We start from the raw sequence: 17,998 nt of genomic DNA on the forward strand, positions 1-17,998 counted from the left end.
TCCGCCCGAACACCGGTCAGACGCGTTGGCTACGATCCGTGGACATGACCGACCCGACATCGCCACCGGCCCACCTCGAGGTCGACGCGCATGCGCCCGACCGGAACCTCGCCCTCGAACTGGTGCGGGTCACCGAGGCCGCGGCGATGGCGGCCGGGCGCTGGGTCGGCCGCGGCGACAAGAACGGCGCCGACGGCGCGGCGGTGAACGCGATGCGTACGCTGATCGGCACCGTCGGTATGAACGGCGTGGTCGTGATCGGCGAGGGCGAGAAGGACAACGCCCCGATGCTGTTCAACGGCGAGCAGGTCGGCGCCGGCTTCGGACCGGAGTGCGACGTCGCGGTCGACCCGGTGGACGGTACGACGCTGGTCGCGAAGGGCATGGCGAACGGGATCGCCGTGATGGCGGTCTCGCCGCGGAACTCGATGTACGACCCCTCCGCGGTCTTCTACATGGAGAAGCTGGTCGTCGGGCCGGAGGCGGCCGAGGTGGTCGACATCCGGCTCCCGGTCGCGGAGAACATCCGGCGGGTGGCGAAGGCGAAGGGCTCGTCGGTCGACGACGTCACCGTCGTCCTGCTCGACCGGCCGCGGCACGCCGAGCTGGCCACGCACATCCGGGCCACCGGTGCGCGGATCAAGTTCATCTCCGACGGGGACGTGGCCGGCGCGGTCGAGGCCGCCCGCCCGGACACCGGTCTGGACATGCTGCTCGGCATTGGCGGTACGCCTGAGGGCATCATCGCCGCCTGCGCCATGAAGTGCCTGGGCGGAAAGATCCAGGGCAAGCTCTGGCCGCGTGACGACGCCGAACGGCAGAAGGCGCTCGACGCGGGCCACGACCTGGACCGGGTGCTCGACACCGACGACCTGGTCAGCGGTGACGACTGCTTCTTCGTCGCCACCGGCATCACCGACGGCGAGCTGCTCCGCGGCGTCCGGTACGGCCGTTCGACCGCGCGGACGCACTCGCTCGTGATGCGTTCGCGCAGCGGCACGATCCGCTCGATCGAGAGCGTCCACCAACTGGAGAAGCTCCGCGCGTACTCCGCGATCGACTTCGAGCACGCCCGATGAGCGCACCTGTTCTCGTCATCGGCGAGGCTCTCGTGGACATCGTGAGTTCGGCGAGCAGGCCGCGGAACGGCAACGGGAAGACCAAGGCGACTCCGGGCGGCTCGCCCGCGAACGTGGCGGTCGGGCTCGCGCGGCTCGGCGTACCGACCGAGCTGGTGACGAGGTTCGGGACGGACGCGTACGGCGACCAGCTCGGCGCGCACCTGTTCGGGAACGGGGTCCAGCTCGCGCCGGGGTCGGTCGACCCGAACTTCCGGACCAGTACGGCGACCGCGACGCTGGACGCGGAGGGCGTCGCGACGTACCAGTTCGACATCACCTGGGAACCGCCGGCGCTGTCGCTGTCCCGCGGTTGCCCGGCGATCCACACCGGGTCGATCGCGACCGTGCTCGAGCCCGGAGCCGCGGCGATCCGGGCCTTCCTGGAGTCGGTCGCCGACCAGCCCGTCACCGTGACGCTGGACCCGAACGCCCGCCCGAGCATCACGCCGGACCCGGTCTCGACGTGGACCGCCGTACGGAAGCTCGCCGCGTCGAGCGACCTGGTGAAGCTGAGCGACGAGGACTGCGAGTTCCTCCGCCCCGGCATCGAGCCGGTGGACATCGCCGCCGAGTTGCTGACCGCGGAGCGGACGCAGTGCGTGGTGATCACCCGCGGCGGCAAGGGTGCGCTCGGGGTCAGCCGGGACGCGCAGGTCGACGTGACCGCGCCCGCGATCGAGGTCGTCGACACCGTCGGCGCCGGAGACTCGTTCATGTCCGCGTTGATCGCCGGGCTGGAGAAGCGCGGGCTGCTCGGCGAGCGGCGGCTGGCTGGGCTGACGGAACAGGACCTGCACGACGTCGTGGACTACGCGGTGAAGGCAGCCGCGATCACGTGTACGCGGCACGGCGCCGACCCGCCGACCGCGGCCGAGCACGTCGCGACCTGGGGTTCGTGACGGTGTCCGTCGAGGCCTGGACGTCCGAACTGGAGTCCAAGGGCAGCGTCGACTTCCCGCCGCGCCGCAGCCGGCTGATGGTGCGGCTGGCCGGGTTCGGCTTCCTGATGCTGCTGTCGTTGTGGACGAACGTCGACCACCTGCGCGCGGACGGCGTTTCCGGCACTCTCGGCGTACTGCGGCTGACCGCACTCGCGGCGTTCGTCTACGGCACCGGGCTGACCGCGTGGCAGCTGGTCACGAACCGCCCGGTGGTGACGGTGAACGCCGAGGGCATCAGCCGCGGTCACAGCCTGGAGTGGTCGCGGATCACCAGCATCGACGAACCGGTCGGCTTGCCGCTCGCGCGCGCGGTACAGGTGCGCCCGGCGGACCGCCGTACGCGACCGATCTCGATCTCCCAGGACAACGTCGAGGACCTCGACGCGCTGACGCCCTGGCTGCGGTCGCTACATCAGCAGCACCTAGGGGGTGTCTGATGGTCCCTAACGGATTGAGCTCCGTACCGCGCTGAGGTGCTCGCGGGCGCGGGCTGCCGCGAGCTCCGGGTCCTTCGCGCGGATGGCCTCGGCGATCGCCTCGTGCGCCGCCTGGTCGTGCCGGTGCCGGTGCTCCTCGTCGAGCTTGAGCATGTCGATCATCGCCCGGCGGATCCGCGGTACGAACGTGTCGAAGAGCTCGGTCAGTACGGCGTTGTGCGCGGCCGTGACGACGGCGCGGTGGAAGGCGAGGTCCGCCTCGATGTACCAGTCGTCCGGCGCGTTGACCGCGGCGCGCTTGCGGTCCGCGAGGGTGTAGCGGAAGTTCTTCAGGTCCCCCGGCGTACGACGGGACGCGGCCAGCCGGGCGCCTTCGGTCTCGATCGCCAGCCGGCCTTCGAGTACGTCGGTGATGTCGGCCTTCCGCAGTACCTTGTCCCAGTCCTCGGCGGCCTGCAGCGCGATCACGAACACGCCCGCGCCCTGGCGGCTCTCGAGCACCCGGCGCCCGGCCAGCTCGCGGACCGCCTCGCGGATCGTCGACCGGCCGACGCCGAGCTGCGCGGCCAGCGTGGTCTCCCCCGGGAGCTTGGCGCCGAGCGTGAACTCGCCGCTGCCGATCCGGCGCAGCAGCTCCTCGGCGGCCTGCTCGGCAAGCGGGTGTCGGCGAATCATGCGCGCCAGTCTAAACGCGCCCCCACCCCCACCTTCCCGCCGCAAAACCCCAACTTTGAGAAGCTGCCAACCATTTCCGCGGTCGATTTCTGGTTGGTGGCTTCCCAAAGTTGCGCGGTGCGAGGCTGAGGGTGGAGTTGTCAGCTTGTCTGAGGAGTTGGTACGGTGCTCGGCATGCGTTTGCTCCCGGGTCTCCTCCTTCTTCGCCGCCACGGCGGGAGCTGATCGACCGGCGCTCCCTTCGTGGAGTGCAGTCGTCCGCCGGTCCTCCTACACCCTGGAAGGACCTCTCGCATGAACCGTCAGCAGCCCTCCCCGATGCCCAGCCACCGGTACCGCGACATCTTCGCGAAGGTCCCGGTCGCGCCGGTCGAGCGGACCTGGCCGGACCGCCGGATCACCCAGGCACCGCTGTGGGTGCCGGTCGACCTCCGCGACGGCAACCAGGCACTGGCCGAGCCGATGGACCCGGAGCGCAAGCGCAAGTTCTTCGAGCTGATGGTTGCCATCGGCTACAAAGAGATCGAGGTCGGGTATCCGTCCGCGTCGCAGACCGACTTCGACTTCGTCCGGTTACTGGCGACTTCGGATCTCGTACCTGACGACGTCACGATCGTGGTGTTCACGCCGGCTCGTCCCGACCTGATCGCGCGGACGGTCGAGTCGGTCGCGGGGATGCCTGGCGACGTCGTGATCCACATGTACGCCGCGACCGCGCCGGTGTGGCGGGACGTCGTACTGCGCAAGTCGCGGGACGACCTCGCGGCGATGATCTACGCCGGGTCGGAGGAGATCCAGCGGTTGGCCGGGGACTCGGTACGGTTCCAGTTCTCGCCCGAGGTGTACAACCTGACCGAGCCGGACTACGTCCTCGAGCTCGCCGACCACCTGACCAAGCAGTGGGACGCGACGCCGGAGCGGCCCGTCGTCCTGAACCTGCCCGCCACGATCGAGGCCGCGACGCCGAACGTGTACGCCGACCAGATCGAGTACATGCACCAGAACCTGCCGCGCCGCGACGGCGTCATCCTGTCGGTACATCCGCACAACGACCGCGGTACCGGGATCGCCTGCGCCGAACTCGCCGTACTCGCCGGTGCTCAGCGGGTCGAGGGATGCGTTTTCGGAAACGGGGAACGGACCGGGAACGTCGACATCGCCACGCTCGCGCTGAACCTGCATGCGCAGGGCGTCGACCCGATGATCGACTTCTCCGACATCGACGGGATCCGTTCGGTGGTGGAGTACTGCACGCGGATGCCGATCCATCCGCGGCACCCGTACGTCGGGGAGCTCGTGTACACGGCCTTCTCCGGTACGCACCAGGACGCGATCCGGAAGGGGTTCGCCGTGCAGGGGGACGGGCTGTGGGAGGTGCCGTATCTGCCGATCGATCCGGCCGATGTGGGGCGCGGGTACGAGGCCGTCGTACGGGTGAACAGCCAGTCGGGCAAGGGTGGGATCGCGCATGTGCTGGAGTCTGTGTACGGTCTCCGGCTGTCTTCGTCGCAGGAACGTGAGTTTGCGCGGCACGTGCAGCGGCGGACGGATGCGACCGGGCGGGAAGCGAGTGCTTCGGAGTTGAAGGCGTTGTACGAGGAGGTTTACGGGTGCTCGAACTGAAGGACGTCGACTTCGTCCGGGACGGCAAACTGCTGCTGTCCGGGGTGTCGCTGACCGTCGGCGAGGGCGAGCGGTGGGCGCTGCTCGGGCCGAACGGGGCTGGGAAGAGCACGATGCTCGGGTTGTGCGGCGCGGTCACCCATCCGACCCGCGGTACGGTCGAGATCCTCGGGAAGCGACTCGGTACGGTCGACATCCGTACGCTGCGGGAGTCCATCGGCCACGTCAACCCGCGCCACCCGCTGCGGTCGCCGTTGAGCATCGTCGACATCGTCCTCACCGGCCTGACCGGCACCATCGAACGCATGCCCCGCTGGGAACCCACCGCTGCTGAGTCCGCGCGGGCGCTGGAGCTGATCGACCTGCTCGGCATCAGCGCGCTGGCCCACTCCCCCTGGACAACCCTCTCCCAAGGCGAACGCGGCCGCGCCCTGATCGCCCGCGCCCTCATCTCCGACCCGAGGTTGCTGCTGCTGGACGAGCCGTCGACCGGCCTCGACGTAGCCGCCCGCGAACAACTCCTGGAAACCCTCGACCACATCCACACCAGCCACCCCCACCTGGCCTGGATCCTGGTCACCCACCACCTCGAAGAACTCCCCACCTGTACGACCCACGCCGCCCTGATCCGCAACGGCCGGATCCTCGCGGCCGGTCCGGTCGAGGACGTCGTCACCACCCCGTTGATCTCGTCGACCTTCGACCACCCGATCGCGATCAACCGTCACGCCGGCCGCTGGATCGCAACCGCCCAACGAGGTAAGCAGCACCACTGAGTACCCCGAGTCCGCCGCAGATACCGGCGTTCCACAACCAGAACGCCTGGTCCGAGCGGGCCGACTCGACCACCCAGGTACTCCGCCCCTTCGCCGGCTCGGCGACGACGTACTCGACAGGTACGACGTCCCCGAGCCGGAAGAAGTGCTCACCCGGATCACGCGTCGCCTCGAACGTGTGCGCCGTACCGTCCACGACGTACTGGATCTCCACCGAACCGGACGCCTTCTGGAACCACCCCGGCTCGTGCACCGCGGTGACGGTCCCGTTCGTCAGCGCCGTCGGACCTTCCGCGGGCCGCGCCGCACTCCGCGCCTCGAACCCCAACGCCCCGAACGGGATCGAGATCAACACGAAGAACGCCACCAGACTCCCCGGCACCAGCCGCTGTCCCCGCTGCCGCCAGCCGTCGCTCGCCGCCGCATGCCGTCCCACCGGCTGCTTCCCGGTCGCGACCTGTGCCGGACTCACTCCTCGCACCCACAGCACCGATCCCCGCGAACCCCCACCAACGAAGACCCGGAATCCGCCAGGGCATAAGCCGCCGCCGGCCCGCGGACGAACGCCCACCCCAGTACGCGCCGAACTCTCCCCATACATCAAGTGTGGTGCATTACAGTGATCCTGCTCCGGGGACGGAGTCGTGAGAGCTGGGGGCGACATGGCAGTCATGGGCGAACGCCTCCCCGAGGCCTGGATCGTCGAGTGGCACCACAACCAACGCGTCGAGTTCCCAGTGCGCCGGCGGTCGTTCCTGCAGTTCCCGTTGCTGTTGCTGGTCCTGGGGCCGCTCGGCCACCTTCCGGACATGCTCGCCGACGACAAGGGACGCTTTCTCGGTTATTCGCTGATCGTCGTCTACCTCGGCGTCGCGGTCCTGATCGTCTGGCAACTCGTCACCCAGCGCCCGTACCTCGTCGTCGACCGAACCGGCATCCACCAGGGACGCCGCTCCATGCCCTGGGCCGACATCGGTTCGACCGGCCTCATCACCGGCTCAGGGCCGTTCAAGCGACTGCCGATCCATCCGAAGAACGTCTGGGCCAAGGACCTCGCAGTCAGCCGCCAGCACGTCAACGACCTCCAGTCCTTCCGCACCTGGCTCGAAGAGGTCCTCGAAGAGCAGCGCCGCATGTCGGCCTCGCACGACTAGGCGGCTGGGGTCGTCTCGTCGAAGCGGACTACGAGTTGGGCGTGGAATGCGTGGGCGATGCGCTCCAGTAAGGCGAGCGTAGGTACGGTCCCGCCTGCCTCGAAGCGGGCCAGGGCGGACTGGGTCATGCCGGCGGCCTCCGCCAGCCTGGTCTGCGTCCAACCGCGCTGCTCGCGCATCGCCCGCACAGCCGCCCCGAGCTCGAACGCACGGCGCGTGGCGTCGTACGCGTCCACGGCGCCCGGCTCCGACATCCGGCGCCCCCGCAAACCTTCCCATCCACTCCGGTCAGTCACCTCAGTCCTCCTCAGTCCCAGAGACGCCGTGCGCCTCCCGCACACACCTGCGGTACGCCCGCACCGCCCGGTCGATCTCCCGTACCTCCCGCATCCGGCTCTTCCGGAACACCGTCAGCAGGACGATCCGCCGATCAGCCGCAATCCAGTAGGTGATCCGCAGTGCGTCCTGCTCGAGCCAGAACCGCAACTCACGAAGCTTTCCGTCGATCTGTTTCGTGTACGGCTCCCCCAGCAGCGGACCCCGCTCGGCGAGCAGATCCACGTAGAAGGCGGCCCGGGCGAACAGGTCGGTCGGCAGCGCTTCGAGCCAGGTGCGCACTTCGGCTTCGAGTTCAACGGTACCCCACGGCATAGCAAGAATGCTATAACGATCCGGCTACTCTGCGTCGCCGGATTTCCACAGGGTGTCAGGTGAGGCCGAGGCGTTTGGATAGGCGGGGGCCTCGTTTGATTTTGATTTCGCCGAGGATGGCGGTGCCGCGGATGTGGAAGCGTTTGGGGGTGGCGGGCTGGGCGTTCGGGTCGGGGACGGCTTTGAGGCCGGCTTCCTGTTCGGAGACGGAGCCCAGGATCGGGTTGCTGTCCAGGACGACGATCGCGTTCTGCGGTACCCGAATCTTCACGTCGGCGAGGATCGACTTCACGTCGATCTGGATGTCGTCGAACGGGATCTCCGCCTCGGTGTAGTCGAGCGTCACGTCGCCGAGGACCGCGTTCACCTCCTGGCGCTGCGGTACCAGCCAGGTGCCCATCCGCTTGGTGTCGGACAGGAACACGTTCATCACCGGGCCGGACTCGACCATCGCACCGCTGTACTGCGGGGTGGTGGCCGGCACGCCCTGCGGTGCACCCGGCGCCCGCGGGCCGTTCGGCAGGTCGGCGGTCAGCTCGACGAGTTCGCCGTACGTCTTGGAGGCGTACAGCGTCTCCAGCCGCTCCTCGAGTTCGGAGTACGACAGGCGGCCCTCGCCGGCGGCGTCGCGCAGTACGTCGGCGACCTCCTCCCGCTCGAGGTCGGACACCCGCCGCCGCAGTACCGGATCCTCGGTCTGCGCCGGCACCACGTCCTGCGGGCGGTTCTGCTGGGGAACGTCATCCTGAGCCACCCCAAAACCATACGCGGCGCACGCACCCACCGCCGCCAGGTTTCTCCCCCGATTCACCCCTGACCCCATCCCTGACCCGCATACTGTCGAGCATGAACTGGGGCGAGGTACGCAACGGAAGGCTTCTCGCGGGCGTGTACCTGGCGGCGTTCGCGATGCTGGTCGCCGGGGTCGTGTGGCTCCTGATCCTGCAATGGACGTCGGAAACGACTGTCGTCCCGGCGGGGATCCTGTTCTTCGGCGGTGCCTTCACGATCATCGGCATGGCAGTCGGCCTCCGCAACCGGGCGCCGGCGCCGAAGAACCGGCTGACAAAGACGGCGACCGGGTACCAGCGGCTGTACCACCGGCTCGCGCTGGGGCTGGAGCTGCCGGGAGCCTGGCGGGCCGTGCGTGGGTGAGGATTGCCTCAGCCAGCGGTGAGACGGAGGTCGCGTCGGGGCGGCGTACCGGGAGAACTAGGCTGGGGGCGTTCAGTCCAGTTTGTGTGGAGGTATTGCGTGTCTGCGGACTTCAACTACTCCGAGCTCTTGCCGTTGGGCAGCGACGACACGGAGTACCGGCTGCTGACGACCGAAGGTGTCAGTACGTTCACGGCGGGCGACCGGACGTTCCTGCAGGTGCAGCCCGAGGTGTTGCAGGCGCTGACCGCGGAGGCGATGCACGATATCTCGCACTACCTGCGGACCGCGCACCTGGAGCAGCTGCGGCGGATCATCGACGACCCGGAGGCGTCCGGGAACGACCGGTTCGTCGCGCTCGACCTGTTGAAGAACGCGAACATCTCGGCCGGCGGTGTCCTCCCGATGTGCCAGGACACCGGCACCGCGATCGTGATGGGCAAGAAGTCCGAGGGCGTCCTCACCGGCGCGGTGGACGAGGAGTGGATCAGCCGCGGCGTGTACGACGCCTACACCAAGCTGAACCTGCGCTACTCGCAGATGGCCCCGCTGACCATGTGGGACGAGAAGAACACCGGCTCCAACCTCCCCGCGCAGATCGAGCTGTACTCGACACCTCAACACGGCGACCCGGCGTACAAGTTCCTGTTCATGGCCAAGGGCGGCGGCTCCGCGAACAAGTCCTTCCTGTACCAGGAGACCAAGGCGGTCCTGAACCCGGCGCGGATGATCGAGTTCCTCGACGAGAAGATCCGCTCGCTCGGTACCGCGGCCTGCCCGCCCTACCACCTGGCGATCGTCGTCGGCGGCACCTCCGCGGAGTACGCGCTGAAGACCGCGAAGTACGCCTCCGCGCACTACCTCGACACCCTCCCGACCACCGGATCGCCGGTCGGCCACGGGTTCCGGGACGTGGAGCTGGAGGAGGAGGTCTTCAAGCTCACCCAGGAGTTCGGGATCGGTGCGCAGTTCGGCGGGAAGTACTTCTGCCACGACGTCCGCGTGATCCGGCTGCCGCGGCACGGCGCGTCCTGCCCGGTCGCGATCGCGGTGTCGTGTTCGGCGGACCGCCAGGCGCTGGCGAAGATCACGCCGGAGGGGGTGTTCCTGGAGCAGCTGGAGAAGGAACCGGCGCGGTTCCTGCCGGACACCACCGACGAGCACCTCGACGACGCCGAGGTCGTCCGGATCGACCTCAACCGGCCGATGTCGGAGATCCGCGCGGAGCTGTCGAAGCTGCCGGTGAAGACGCGGCTGTCACTGAGCGGTCCGCTGGTGGTGGCGCGCGACATTGCACACGCGAAGATCAAGGAACGGCTGGACGCGGGCGAGCCGATGCCGTCGTACCTGCGCGATCACGCCGTGTACTACGCGGGGCCGGCGAAGACGCCGGAGGGATACGCGTCGGGGTCGTTCGGGCCGACAACGGCGGGGCGGATGGACGCGTACGTGGACCAGTTCCAGGCGGCCGGTGGTTCGTTCGTGATGCTTGCCAAGGGCAACCGGTCGGCGAAGGTGACGGCGGCGTGCAAGGAGCACGGCGGGTTCTACCTGGGGTCGATCGGCGGACCGGCGGCGCGGCTGGCGCAGGACTGCATCAAGTCCGTCGACGTGATCGAGTACCCGGAGCTCGGCATGGAGGCGATCTGGAAGATCCAGGTCGAGGACTTCCCGGCGTTCATCGTCGTGGACGACAAAGGCAACGACTTCTTCACGGATACTCGCAAGCCGGTCCCCCTGACGGTGCGCCCGAGAAGCTAGCCGGCCTTTGCTTCGGTGGCCTCCTCCGGGAGTTTGAGGAGCAGGGCTCTGGCGGCCTTCACCAGGTCTGCTTCGTTGTGGCCGAATGCCTGCAGGTAGCACCCAAGGGCCGAGCGCAGCATCTGAAGCTCGTCGGCCTGCAGCTCGATGGTGTACATACCTCCAAGCTAATCCCGTACCCGCCAGTTACAACCGCTCGTGACCCAGCTGTTGTGGTCAGCTGTGCAGCTCCTCCGCGATCAGCTCCGGCTGGTGGGTCGTCGGCGCCGCAGGCACCCGCCAGTCCGCCGGCGCCGTCCAGGTCTCCCACCGGTCGGAGAACGGCGCGGTCCACGCCTCGACGTCCCGGATCGCGGCGTGCGCGTCGGCGACGATCCGGTCCGCCTCGGCGGGCGTGAACCGGCCCGCCTCGACCGCCCCTGCGAGCTCGTCCTCGTCCTTCCACTCGATCGTGCGGTCCGGGTTGATCCACAGGTCAAGCACATGATCGACAGTGCTGGTACGCCGGGCTGCCTGGTCCCGTACGTGCTCGCGTTCGAGGTTCACGTACCACCCGCGGAACGTCCCGTCCTCGGCCCAGAAGTACCAGACCGACCACGGCTTGGCCGCTGGGGACACCTTCAGGATCCCGGTCCCGCGCCAGACGTCGAGCTTCAGCACCCGGTCCTCGGTGAACATCGCCACCGGACCGGCGTGCCGCGTCTCGCGTCCGTCGGTCAGCACCGGTTTGAGCAACGGCGTACCGGGCGCGAGCCACGCCACGAGCCCGTCCGCGTCGTCCCGCACGACCGTCATCGGCCGTACGTTCGGCAGGTCGGCGTGTCTACCGGTGCCCTCGTACACCCACTCGATCGCCGTACCCGGCTCCCAGTACCCCGTCACGAGCCGGGCCGGGTCATCGACAGTACGTCGAGCGCCGCGTCGAGCTGCTCCTCGGTGAGGTCGCCCTTCTCGACGTGGCCGTTCTCGAGCACGACCTCGCGGATCGTTTTCCCTTGTTTCAAAGCACTCTTGGCGACCGCGGCCGCGTTCTCGTAGCCGATGTACCGGTTGAGCGGGGTGACGATCGACGGCGACGACTCGGCCAGTTCGCGGGCGTGACCAACGTTCGCGGTGATGCCGTCGACGCAGCGGTCGGCCAGCAGCCGTGAGCTGTTCGCCAGCAGGGTGATCGACTCGAGCAGGTTGCGGGCGATCACCGGGAGCATCACGTTCAGCTCGAAGTTGCCTCCGGCACCGGCCACGGTGATCGTCGTGTCGTTGCCGATCACCTGCGCGGCGACCATCAGCGTCGCCTCGCAGATCACCGGGTTCACCTTGCCCGGCATGATGCTCGAACCCGGTTGCAGGTCGGGCAGTGCGATCTCGCCGAGCCCGGCGCGCGGCCCAGAACCCATCCAGCGCAGGTCGTTGCAGATCTTCGTCAGGCTGACCGCGACCGTCTTCAGCTGCCCGGACAGCTCGACCAGACCGTCCTGGGCGCCCTGGGCCTCGAAGTGGTCCTCGGCCTCGGTCAGCTCGAGCCCGGTCCGCCGGTTGAGCTCGGTGATCACCGCGGCCGCGAACCCGGGCGGGGTGTTGATCCCGGTGCCGACCGCCGTACCGCCCAAGGGCAGCTCGGCGACACGCGGCAAGGTCGTACGGACCCGCGCGGCGCCCCGGCGGATCTGCTGGGCGTACCCGTCGAACTCCTGGCCGAGGGTGACCGGGGTCGCGTCCATCAGGTGCGTCCGCCCCGACTTCACCACCTCGGCGAACTCGGATCCTTTACGGGCAAGGGAATCCGCGAGGTGCTCGAGCGCCGGAAGCAGCTCCCGCACCACGCCCGCGGTGGCGGCGACGTGGATCGCGGACGGGAAGGTGTCGTTGCTGGACTGGGACGCGTTGACGTGGTCGTTCGGGTGTACGTCCGCGCCGAGCGCGCGGGTGGCGAGGGTGGCGAGGACCTCGTTGGCGTTCATGTTCGTCGACGTACCCGAGCCGGTCTGAAAGACGTCGATCGGGAACTCCGCGTCGAACTCCCCCGCCGCCACCTGGTCCGCGGCCGCCACGATCGCGGCCGACCGGTCCGCGTCCAGCACGCCGAGCGAGGTGTTCACGACCGCGGCCGAGGCCTTGATCTCCGCCAGCGCGTGCACCAGCGCCGGCGCCAGCGGCCGCCCGGAGATCGGGAAGTTCTCCACCGCACGCTGCGTCTGAGCCCGCCACAACGCGTCCCGAGGTACCTTCACCTCGCCCATCGTGTCGTGCTCGATCCTGAACTCTGCGTCATCACCCATACCTGCAGAGTACGTCGATCGCCCACTGCCGGAACGTCCTGATCGACCTTCTGTGGACAACGCCATGCCTTGATAGACGTAGTACAGCTCGTCCCGGCCCTGGAGTTCGACCGGGACGGACTTCACGTCGCAGGCGCCGAAGACCGCGATGACAGCCGACTCGAGCGCGGGTGACGCCGACGACGACCAGACGGTGAGGACGCCGCCCAGTCTCAGCTTGGCCCGGCAGACACCTAGGAAACCGGACGTGTAGATCGCCGAGTTCTCGTTGTACACAAGGAAGTCCGGACCGTTGTCGACGTCCAGCAGGATCGCGTCCACGGACGCGTCGGGGAGATCGGCCACCACCGCGCGGACGTCACCGACGACCACCGCGACGCGTGGATCGTCGAGGACGGAAGGGACCAGGCCTGCCCGCATCCAGGCGACGAGGTCCGGCTCGATCTCGGCGACCACCACCTCACCGAGCCGGTCGTCGCCAAGCAGCGCGCGCACCGTGTAGCCGAGGCCGAGTCCACCGACCAGCACCCGATCCGGACGCCGTACCGTCTCCAGCGCCGCCGACGCCAGCAGCTCCTCGCTCGAGGTCTCCACGTCATCCATCACGAAGACGCCGTTCACTCGCAGCTCCAGCGCACCGTCCTCTCTGCGCCGCAGCAGCAGCTCCCCGCGTTCCGACCGCGCCCGCGCGATCTCCATCAGACCGGGTTCGCGTCGTGCGCGAGGATGGCGAGCTGGACACGGTTGGTGAGCTGCAGCTTGGTCAGCGAGTTGGCCAGGTGGGTCTTGACGGTGGCGACCCCCAGCTGCAATGCGGCGGCCACCTCGGCGTTGCTCTTGCCTTCGGCCACGGCCAGTACGACGTCGCGTTCGCGTTCGGTCAATCGGCCGAGCGCCTTTTGTGCCGTCGTACGGCGGGAATCGCTGTCGGGCTCGCCGACGTAGTCCATCAGCTGACGGGTGGACTGCGGCGAAAGCACAGACTCACCGGCGGCGACCTTGAGGACCGCGTCCACGATCTCCGCCGGGGCCGCATCCTTCAGCAAGTAGCCGGCAGCGCCGGCGCGGAGGGCGCGCAGCAGGTACTCGTCGGAGCCGAACGTGGTGAGCACGATGATCTCGGGCGCGCCCGGGCGGCGGCGGATCGCGGCCGTTGCGGCGACACCGTCCTGGACCGGCATGCCGATATCCATCAGGACGACGTCCGGCCTCAGGTCGCGGACCGCGTCGACCGCGTCGCGACCGTTGCCGGCCTCGCCGACCAGCTCCACCGCGGGCGTCCCGCCCAGCATGCTGACCAGCCCCGCACGAACGATCGGGTCGTCGTCCACCAGGAGCAGCCGGATGGGAGCACTCACGCCGTCATCGTAGGGTCCACGGCAGCCACGCCGCCAACCGGAACTCACCGTCGACGGTTGGTCCGTACTCGATCCGCCCGCCGGCCAGCGAGGCGCGTTCGGTCAGCCCGATCAGGCCGACCCGCGAGCCCGGCCCGCCCGCACCCGATTCGAGGCGGTTGGTCAACTCGACCTTCAGCCCCTCCTCCGGCCCACCGCCCACGGTCAGCCGTACGCGCTGGTTCGGAGCGTGCTTGCGGGCGTTCGTGAGCCCCTCCTGGACGATCCGGTACGCGTGCCGGCCGATCGGCTCCGGTACGTCGGCCAGGTCGGCGCGGACGGTCAGATCGAGCACCATGCCCGCCTGCCGCGACTCGGCGACCAGCTCGTCGAGCTGGGCGATGCCCCGGCGTGGACCGTCGCTGGTGCCGTGTGAGCGCAGTACGCCGACGATCTCGCGCAGGTCGTCGACACAGTCGCGCGCGCTGGTCCGGATCACGCCGGCCGCTCGGGACAGCTCGTCGGACGGCATGTCCGGGCGGAACTCCAGCGCACCGGCATGCACGCTCAGCAACGACAACCGGTGCCCGAGCGCGTCGTGCATCTCCCGGGCGATCCGCTCCCGCTCCTGCCGCTGCCCCTGCTCGACCCGCAACTTCTGCTCGGTCTCGGCCCGCACGGCGCGTTCGGTGAGCGACGCCATCAGCTGCCGCCGCGTGCGTACGACGATGCCCCAGGCAACGACCGCGGCGCAGAGTGACGCCGTCACCGTGACCGCGATCGAGTAGCCGTGCGGGACGCCGGTCATCGGATACAACCAGAACTGCAGCAGGCCGGAGGCCATCGCCGCGGCCCCGAGCGAGATACTCACCGCCGGCCGCCGGTGCACCGCCACGCTGAACAACGCGATCCCCGCCGAGCCACCCACCGGCGGCACCAGCGTCGACGCCACGATCAACACCACCGTCAACCCGACCGGCCACCGGCGCCGTACCAACAACGCCAGCGCCGCCCCAAGCGCAGCCGCGAGCGTCAGCCAGTACGGCAACTGCCCGAACCGCGGGACCGGATCCGCCTTCCCCAGCCACGGCAGGCTCACCGCGAAACCGATCAGCACACACGCGACGTCGACCACCCGGTCCCGCGGCGTCGGCCGGTCGTACCCCGGCGCCGCCCGCGACCCCGGTTGGATCAGCGCGGCGAGGATCCCCGAGTCCTCCGACTTCCTCTGCACCCGACCGACGGTACCTCCCGCCGGCTCCGGCAGCAGAAGACTTTCGGTGGAGGACGCTCTCCCCCGATCGACGGTGCGGAAGCTCTCCCGGGTGGATCCGGGTGCCGAAGTTTCTCGGCAGAGTCGGTTCCATGATCCTTGCCGAGAGCACCTACCGCGGGACGACGGCGGCCGAGCTGGCCGGGCGGACCCGTTGGGATTCGTTCAAGACCGCGATCGACCAGCGGGCGGTCTTTCCGCGTGCGGGGACCGTCCGGCTGCACCTGAACCGGCTCGAGCTGACGAACTGGCAGCACGGGCACGACATCACCGTGCACCCGGGTGAGCTGGTCGCCGTCCGGAACGAGTTCACCGACCTGTACGGACGGTTCCTCGGGGGTGGGTCGAAGACGATCGGGGGACCGCTGACCCTCGAGCTCAAGGGCGGTACGACGATCTACCTGCTGACCAACCACCGCTGGTTCACCGAGCGCACCGACAACGCGCAGTGGTTCGGGCGGCTGAGCCAGTGGCTCGCCACCGACCGGGAGGCGAAGGCGTGATCAGCAGGCGGGGATTCGTCGCGAGCGCGGCCGCGGTGGCTGCGGCGACCGGGGTGCCGGAGCCGCCGGCGACCGCGAGCCGAGGTGAGCGGAGAGCTTCGGCACGGGTCGAGCGGTTGCTCGGTGCAATGACCCTCGAGGACAAGATCGCGCAGCTGAACATGCCGGTCGTGATCCCGGGTGAGCCCGGCTCCTCGCCGGTCGCGTCCCCGGCGGACCAGGATCAGTACGCGCGCGGCGGCTGCAAGCACGTGGATCTCGTACTCGGTCCGGGCGGCGGCTTCTTCGGCCTGGTGAACGAGTCGCTGTTCGGCAGCTTCGATCCGGAACACCCCAAGTCGCCGAAGGAGCAGGCCGAGCGGCACAACGCGCTGCAGCGGCTGGCGCTGGGCACCAGGAACCAGATCCCGATGCTGCAGATCAGCGAGGGGACGCACGGCTCGATCGGGCCCGGCTCGACGATCTTTCCCGAAGGCCTCGGCCTCGGCGCGACCTGGTCGCCGGAGCTCGTCGGGCGCGTGTACGGCGTCGTCGGCGTGGAGGCGCGCGCGGTCGGTATCCACGCGGTCAGCACGATCACCGCCGAACTGAACCGCGATCCGCGCTACGGCCGCTCCATCTGGTCGTTCAGCGAGGACCCCTACCTGGTCTCCCGCTACGTCGAATCCCTCGTCCCCGCCGCGCAGGCCGACCCCCGGACCGGCGTGGTCGTCTCGCTCTGCACCTTTCCGGCCGAGTCCCCGAACGTCGGCGGTCTCGAAGGCTCCTCGATCGAACTCGGCGAGCGCGAGCTCCGCAACGTCCACCTCCCGCCGTGGCAGGTCGGTTTCGCGGCCGGTTCGCTGATGACCGAGGCCAGTGAGCAGACCATCGACGGCATCTCGGTGCACGGATCGCCGAAGTACCTGACCGGTGTTCTGCGCGACGAGCTCGGCTTCGAGGGCGTGGTGATCGCCAACGGTTTCGCGAGCATGCTGACCGATCGGATCGCTGCCACTCCGGCAAAGGCGGGCATGCTCGCCCTGACCGCCGGCGTCGACATCGGTCTCGCCTGGCACGAAGCGTTCCTCACCGGCCTGGCCGAGGCCGTGCACAGCGGCCTGATCTCCGAGGCACTGGTCGACCGGGCCGTCCGCCGCATCCTCACTCTCAAGGAACGCCTCGGCCTCTTCGAGAACCCGTACGCCGACCCGGTCCGCGCGCAGGCGGTCGTGAACCGGCCGGCGCACCGCAAGATCGCTCTCCAGGCGGCCCAGGAGTCGATGACTCTGCTCCGCAACGAAGGCGGCCTGCTCCCGCTGAAGCCGAAGACCCGGCTCGCCGTGATCGGCCCGAACGCCGACGACGCCCGGAACCTGCTCGGCGAGTACTCCGCCTGGCCGACGTTCCACGATGTACCGACGATCCTGGATCGGCTGAAGGCCACCGGTCACCCGATCACGTACGCCAGGGGCTGCGAGACGACCGGCACCGACCGGTCCGGAATCGCCGCCGCGGTCGAGGTGGCCAAGGACGCCGACGTCGCGGTCGTCGTCCTCGGCGAGGAGCTCAAGGGCGGTTACCTCAACCCCGGTCGGACGAACGGCGAGCTGGCCGATATCGCGACGCTCGACCTGACCGGCGTTCAGCAGGAGCTGCTGGAGGCCGTCCACCGGACGGGTACGCCGGTGGTCCTGGTGCTCGTCAACGGCCGCCCGCTGTCGGTCACCTGGGCCGCGGAGCACGTCCCCGCGATCCTCGAGGCCTGGCTGCCCGGCGAACAAGGCGCGCAGGCGGTGGCCGACGTATTGACCGGCGTCGTCGATCCGTCCGGCCGGCTGCCGATCACCGTACCGCGCAGCGTCGGCCAGTTGCCGATGTACTACAACTTCAAGAGCGCCCGTACCGAGGCCGACAAGTACGTCGACAGCCCGTCAAGTCCGCTCTATCCGTTCGGCCACGGTCTCAGCTACACGTCGTTTGCCATCAGCAACGTTCGGCTCAGCGCCGGGAAGATCTCCCGGAACGGCCGCACCGAGGTCCGGGCCGAAGTCCGCAACACCGGTCAGCGCACCGGAACCGCCGTGGTGCAGCTGTACGTCACCGACGACGAGTCGAGCGTCGCGGTACCGGAGATCCAGTTGCGCGGTTTCACCAAGATCGCGCTCGCCGCAGGTGCGACCGCCACCGTGACGATCCCGCTACGAGCCGAGGACCTGGCCCTGGTCGACTCGACGATGCGCCGAGTGGTCGAGCCAGGCACCTTCACCCTCCGCATCGGCACGTCCGCCACCACACTGCCGCACACCGTCGCACTGACTGTGATGTGAGGA

General features: G+C 69.1%; 20 protein-coding genes and 1 pseudogene. 10 read left to right on the top strand and 11 right to left on the bottom strand.

Annotated elements, in window-relative coordinates; translation table 11 throughout:
• Positions 1–44: 44 nt before the first annotated feature.
• From glpX to ACZ5BU_RS02665, 3 genes are read left to right on the top strand one after another with little or no spacing between them, the layout of a single operon-like run.
• Complete coding sequence (gene glpX / locus ACZ5BU_RS02655) at positions 45–1,079, top strand: class II fructose-bisphosphatase (RefSeq protein ID WP_465694972.1); 1,035 nt, start codon at positions 45–47, stop codon at positions 1,077–1,079.
• The gene (locus ACZ5BU_RS02660; protein WP_465694973.1) at positions 1,076–2,020 is read left to right on the top strand and encodes a carbohydrate kinase family protein; all 945 of its coding nucleotides are present in this window, start codon (positions 1,076–1,078) and stop codon (positions 2,018–2,020) included. Before glpX ends, ACZ5BU_RS02660 begins: the two co-directional genes overlap by 4 nt.
• A gap of 2 nt (positions 2,021–2,022) precedes the next feature.
• Positions 2,023–2,499, top strand: a complete 477-nt coding sequence (locus ACZ5BU_RS02665; RefSeq protein ID WP_465694974.1) for a hypothetical protein — start codon at positions 2,023–2,025, stop codon at positions 2,497–2,499.
• Between the two features lie 6 nt (positions 2,500–2,505).
• On the opposite strand, the gene ACZ5BU_RS02670 is transcribed toward ACZ5BU_RS02665, so the two are convergent.
• Entirely contained in the window at positions 2,506–3,174 is a 669-nt protein-coding gene (locus ACZ5BU_RS02670; RefSeq protein WP_465694976.1) for a FadR/GntR family transcriptional regulator, read from the bottom strand.
• A 294-nt stretch (positions 3,175–3,468) separates the two neighbouring features.
• Here ACZ5BU_RS02670 and ACZ5BU_RS02675 point away from each other — a divergent pair, with 294 nt between their 5' ends.
• Together ACZ5BU_RS02675 and ACZ5BU_RS02680 are read left to right on the top strand one after the other, a co-directional pair.
• Complete coding sequence (locus ACZ5BU_RS02675) at positions 3,469–4,797, top strand: 2-isopropylmalate synthase (RefSeq protein ID WP_465694977.1); 1,329 nt, start codon at positions 3,469–3,471, stop codon at positions 4,795–4,797.
• Positions 4,785–5,573 carry an ABC transporter ATP-binding protein gene (locus tag ACZ5BU_RS02680; RefSeq protein WP_465694979.1) on the top strand — a complete coding sequence of 263 codons (789 nt, stop codon included), beginning with the start codon at positions 4,785–4,787 and terminating at the stop codon, positions 5,571–5,573. The genes ACZ5BU_RS02675 and ACZ5BU_RS02680 overlap by 13 nt, the downstream gene beginning before the upstream one ends.
• Here the strand turns inward: ACZ5BU_RS02680 and ACZ5BU_RS02685 are convergent.
• Positions 5,515–6,045 (bottom strand): hypothetical protein, encoded by a 531-nt coding sequence (locus ACZ5BU_RS02685; RefSeq protein ID WP_465694980.1) that lies wholly within the window; start codon positions 6,043–6,045, stop codon positions 5,515–5,517. The two genes, ACZ5BU_RS02680 and ACZ5BU_RS02685, sit on opposite strands and share 59 nt — an antisense overlap.
• Before the next feature lie 172 nt (positions 6,046–6,217).
• Here ACZ5BU_RS02685 and ACZ5BU_RS02690 point away from each other — a divergent pair, with 172 nt between their 5' ends.
• Positions 6,218–6,727 (top strand): hypothetical protein, encoded by a 510-nt coding sequence (locus tag ACZ5BU_RS02690; RefSeq protein WP_465694981.1) that lies wholly within the window; start codon positions 6,218–6,220, stop codon positions 6,725–6,727.
• Here ACZ5BU_RS02690 and ACZ5BU_RS02695 read toward each other — a convergent pair.
• Genes ACZ5BU_RS02695 through ACZ5BU_RS02705 form a run of 3 tightly spaced genes read right to left on the bottom strand, consistent with a single transcriptional unit; the run spans position 6,724 to position 8,132 of the window.
• Entirely contained in the window at positions 6,724–7,023 is a 300-nt protein-coding gene (locus tag ACZ5BU_RS02695; RefSeq protein WP_465694983.1) for a helix-turn-helix domain-containing protein, read from the bottom strand. The two genes, ACZ5BU_RS02690 and ACZ5BU_RS02695, sit on opposite strands and share 4 nt — an antisense overlap.
• A gap of 1 nt (position 7,024) precedes the next feature.
• Positions 7,025–7,378 carry a type II toxin-antitoxin system RelE/ParE family toxin gene (locus ACZ5BU_RS02700; RefSeq protein ID WP_465694985.1) on the bottom strand — a complete coding sequence of 118 codons (354 nt, stop codon included), beginning with the start codon at positions 7,376–7,378 and terminating at the stop codon, positions 7,025–7,027.
• Positions 7,379–7,433: 55 nt separating this feature from the next.
• Positions 7,434–8,132 (bottom strand): DUF1707 SHOCT-like domain-containing protein, encoded by a 699-nt coding sequence (locus ACZ5BU_RS02705; RefSeq protein WP_465694987.1) that lies wholly within the window; start codon positions 8,130–8,132, stop codon positions 7,434–7,436.
• A 92-nt stretch (positions 8,133–8,224) separates the two neighbouring features.
• Between ACZ5BU_RS02705 and ACZ5BU_RS02710 the strand changes: the two genes are divergently transcribed.
• Together ACZ5BU_RS02710 and ACZ5BU_RS02715 are read left to right on the top strand one after the other, a co-directional pair.
• Positions 8,225–8,533: a hypothetical protein gene (locus ACZ5BU_RS02710; protein ID WP_465694989.1), complete on the top strand. Its 309-nt coding sequence runs from the start codon at positions 8,225–8,227 to the stop codon at positions 8,531–8,533.
• 99 nt (positions 8,534–8,632) lie between these two features.
• Positions 8,633–10,294, top strand: coding sequence for a fumarate hydratase (locus tag ACZ5BU_RS02715; RefSeq protein WP_465694990.1), 1,662 nt, complete (start codon positions 8,633–8,635; stop codon positions 10,292–10,294).
• On the opposite strand, the gene ACZ5BU_RS02720 is transcribed toward ACZ5BU_RS02715, so the two are convergent.
• The 6 genes and pseudogenes from ACZ5BU_RS02720 to ACZ5BU_RS02745 form a co-directional block, all read right to left on the bottom strand.
• Positions 10,291–10,452 carry a hypothetical protein gene (locus ACZ5BU_RS02720; RefSeq protein ID WP_465694992.1) on the bottom strand — a complete coding sequence of 54 codons (162 nt, stop codon included), beginning with the start codon at positions 10,450–10,452 and terminating at the stop codon, positions 10,291–10,293. The two genes, ACZ5BU_RS02715 and ACZ5BU_RS02720, sit on opposite strands and share 4 nt — an antisense overlap.
• Before the next feature lie 58 nt (positions 10,453–10,510).
• On the bottom strand, positions 10,511–11,176 hold the full coding sequence (locus tag ACZ5BU_RS02725) for a DUF402 domain-containing protein (protein ID WP_465694993.1): 666 nt from the start codon (positions 11,174–11,176) through the stop codon (positions 10,511–10,513).
• Positions 11,173–12,573 (bottom strand): class II fumarate hydratase, encoded by a 1,401-nt coding sequence (locus tag ACZ5BU_RS02730; RefSeq protein ID WP_465696701.1) that lies wholly within the window; start codon positions 12,571–12,573, stop codon positions 11,173–11,175. Before ACZ5BU_RS02730 ends, ACZ5BU_RS02725 begins: the two co-directional genes overlap by 4 nt.
• Positions 12,574–12,741: 168 nt before the next feature.
• Positions 12,742–13,272 (bottom strand): annotated as a pseudogene (locus ACZ5BU_RS02735) (spermine/spermidine synthase domain-containing protein); the annotation flags it as partial.
• Positions 13,272–13,931, bottom strand: coding sequence for a response regulator (locus tag ACZ5BU_RS02740; protein WP_465694994.1), 660 nt, complete (start codon positions 13,929–13,931; stop codon positions 13,272–13,274). The pseudogene ACZ5BU_RS02735 and the gene ACZ5BU_RS02740, both read right to left, overlap by 1 nt.
• 4 nt (positions 13,932–13,935) lie before the next feature.
• Positions 13,936–15,144 carry a sensor histidine kinase gene (locus tag ACZ5BU_RS02745; protein ID WP_465694996.1) on the bottom strand — a complete coding sequence of 403 codons (1,209 nt, stop codon included), beginning with the start codon at positions 15,142–15,144 and terminating at the stop codon, positions 13,936–13,938.
• Between the two features lie 131 nt (positions 15,145–15,275).
• Here ACZ5BU_RS02745 and ACZ5BU_RS02750 point away from each other — a divergent pair, with 131 nt between their 5' ends.
• Together ACZ5BU_RS02750 and ACZ5BU_RS02755 are read left to right on the top strand one after the other, a co-directional pair.
• A complete protein-coding gene (locus ACZ5BU_RS02750) occupies positions 15,276–15,686 on the top strand; it encodes a hypothetical protein (RefSeq protein ID WP_465694997.1) in 411 nt (136 codons plus the stop codon).
• On the top strand, positions 15,683–17,995 hold the full coding sequence (locus tag ACZ5BU_RS02755; protein ID WP_465694998.1) for a glycoside hydrolase family 3 C-terminal domain-containing protein: 2,313 nt from the start codon (positions 15,683–15,685) through the stop codon (positions 17,993–17,995). Before ACZ5BU_RS02750 ends, ACZ5BU_RS02755 begins: the two co-directional genes overlap by 4 nt.
• The last annotated feature ends 3 nt before the right edge of the window (positions 17,996–17,998 follow it).

The sequence above is a fragment of the Kribbella sp. NPDC031520 genome, from assembly GCF_055580825.1.

Coding starts and splice junctions, on each gene's coding strand:
- ACZ5BU_RS02710 (WP_465694989.1), top strand. CDS start 8,225: ATGAACTGGGGCGAGGTACGCAACGGAAGGCTTCTCGCGGGCGTGTAC.
- glpX (WP_465694972.1), top strand. CDS start 45: ATGACCGACCCGACATCGCCACCGGCCCACCTCGAGGTCGACGCGCAT.
- ACZ5BU_RS02720 (WP_465694992.1), bottom strand. CDS start 10,452: ATGTACACCATCGAGCTGCAGGCCGACGAGCTTCAGATGCTGCGCTCG.
- ACZ5BU_RS02750 (WP_465694997.1), top strand. CDS start 15,276: ATGATCCTTGCCGAGAGCACCTACCGCGGGACGACGGCGGCCGAGCTG.
- ACZ5BU_RS02670 (WP_465694976.1), bottom strand. CDS start 3,174: ATGATTCGCCGACACCCGCTTGCCGAGCAGGCCGCCGAGGAGCTGCTG.
- ACZ5BU_RS02730 (WP_465696701.1), bottom strand. CDS start 12,573: ATGGGTGATGACGCAGAGTTCAGGATCGAGCACGACACGATGGGCGAG.
- ACZ5BU_RS02660 (WP_465694973.1), top strand. CDS start 1,076: ATGAGCGCACCTGTTCTCGTCATCGGCGAGGCTCTCGTGGACATCGTG.
- ACZ5BU_RS02700 (WP_465694985.1), bottom strand. CDS start 7,378: ATGCCGTGGGGTACCGTTGAACTCGAAGCCGAAGTGCGCACCTGGCTC.
- ACZ5BU_RS02675 (WP_465694977.1), top strand. CDS start 3,469: ATGAACCGTCAGCAGCCCTCCCCGATGCCCAGCCACCGGTACCGCGAC.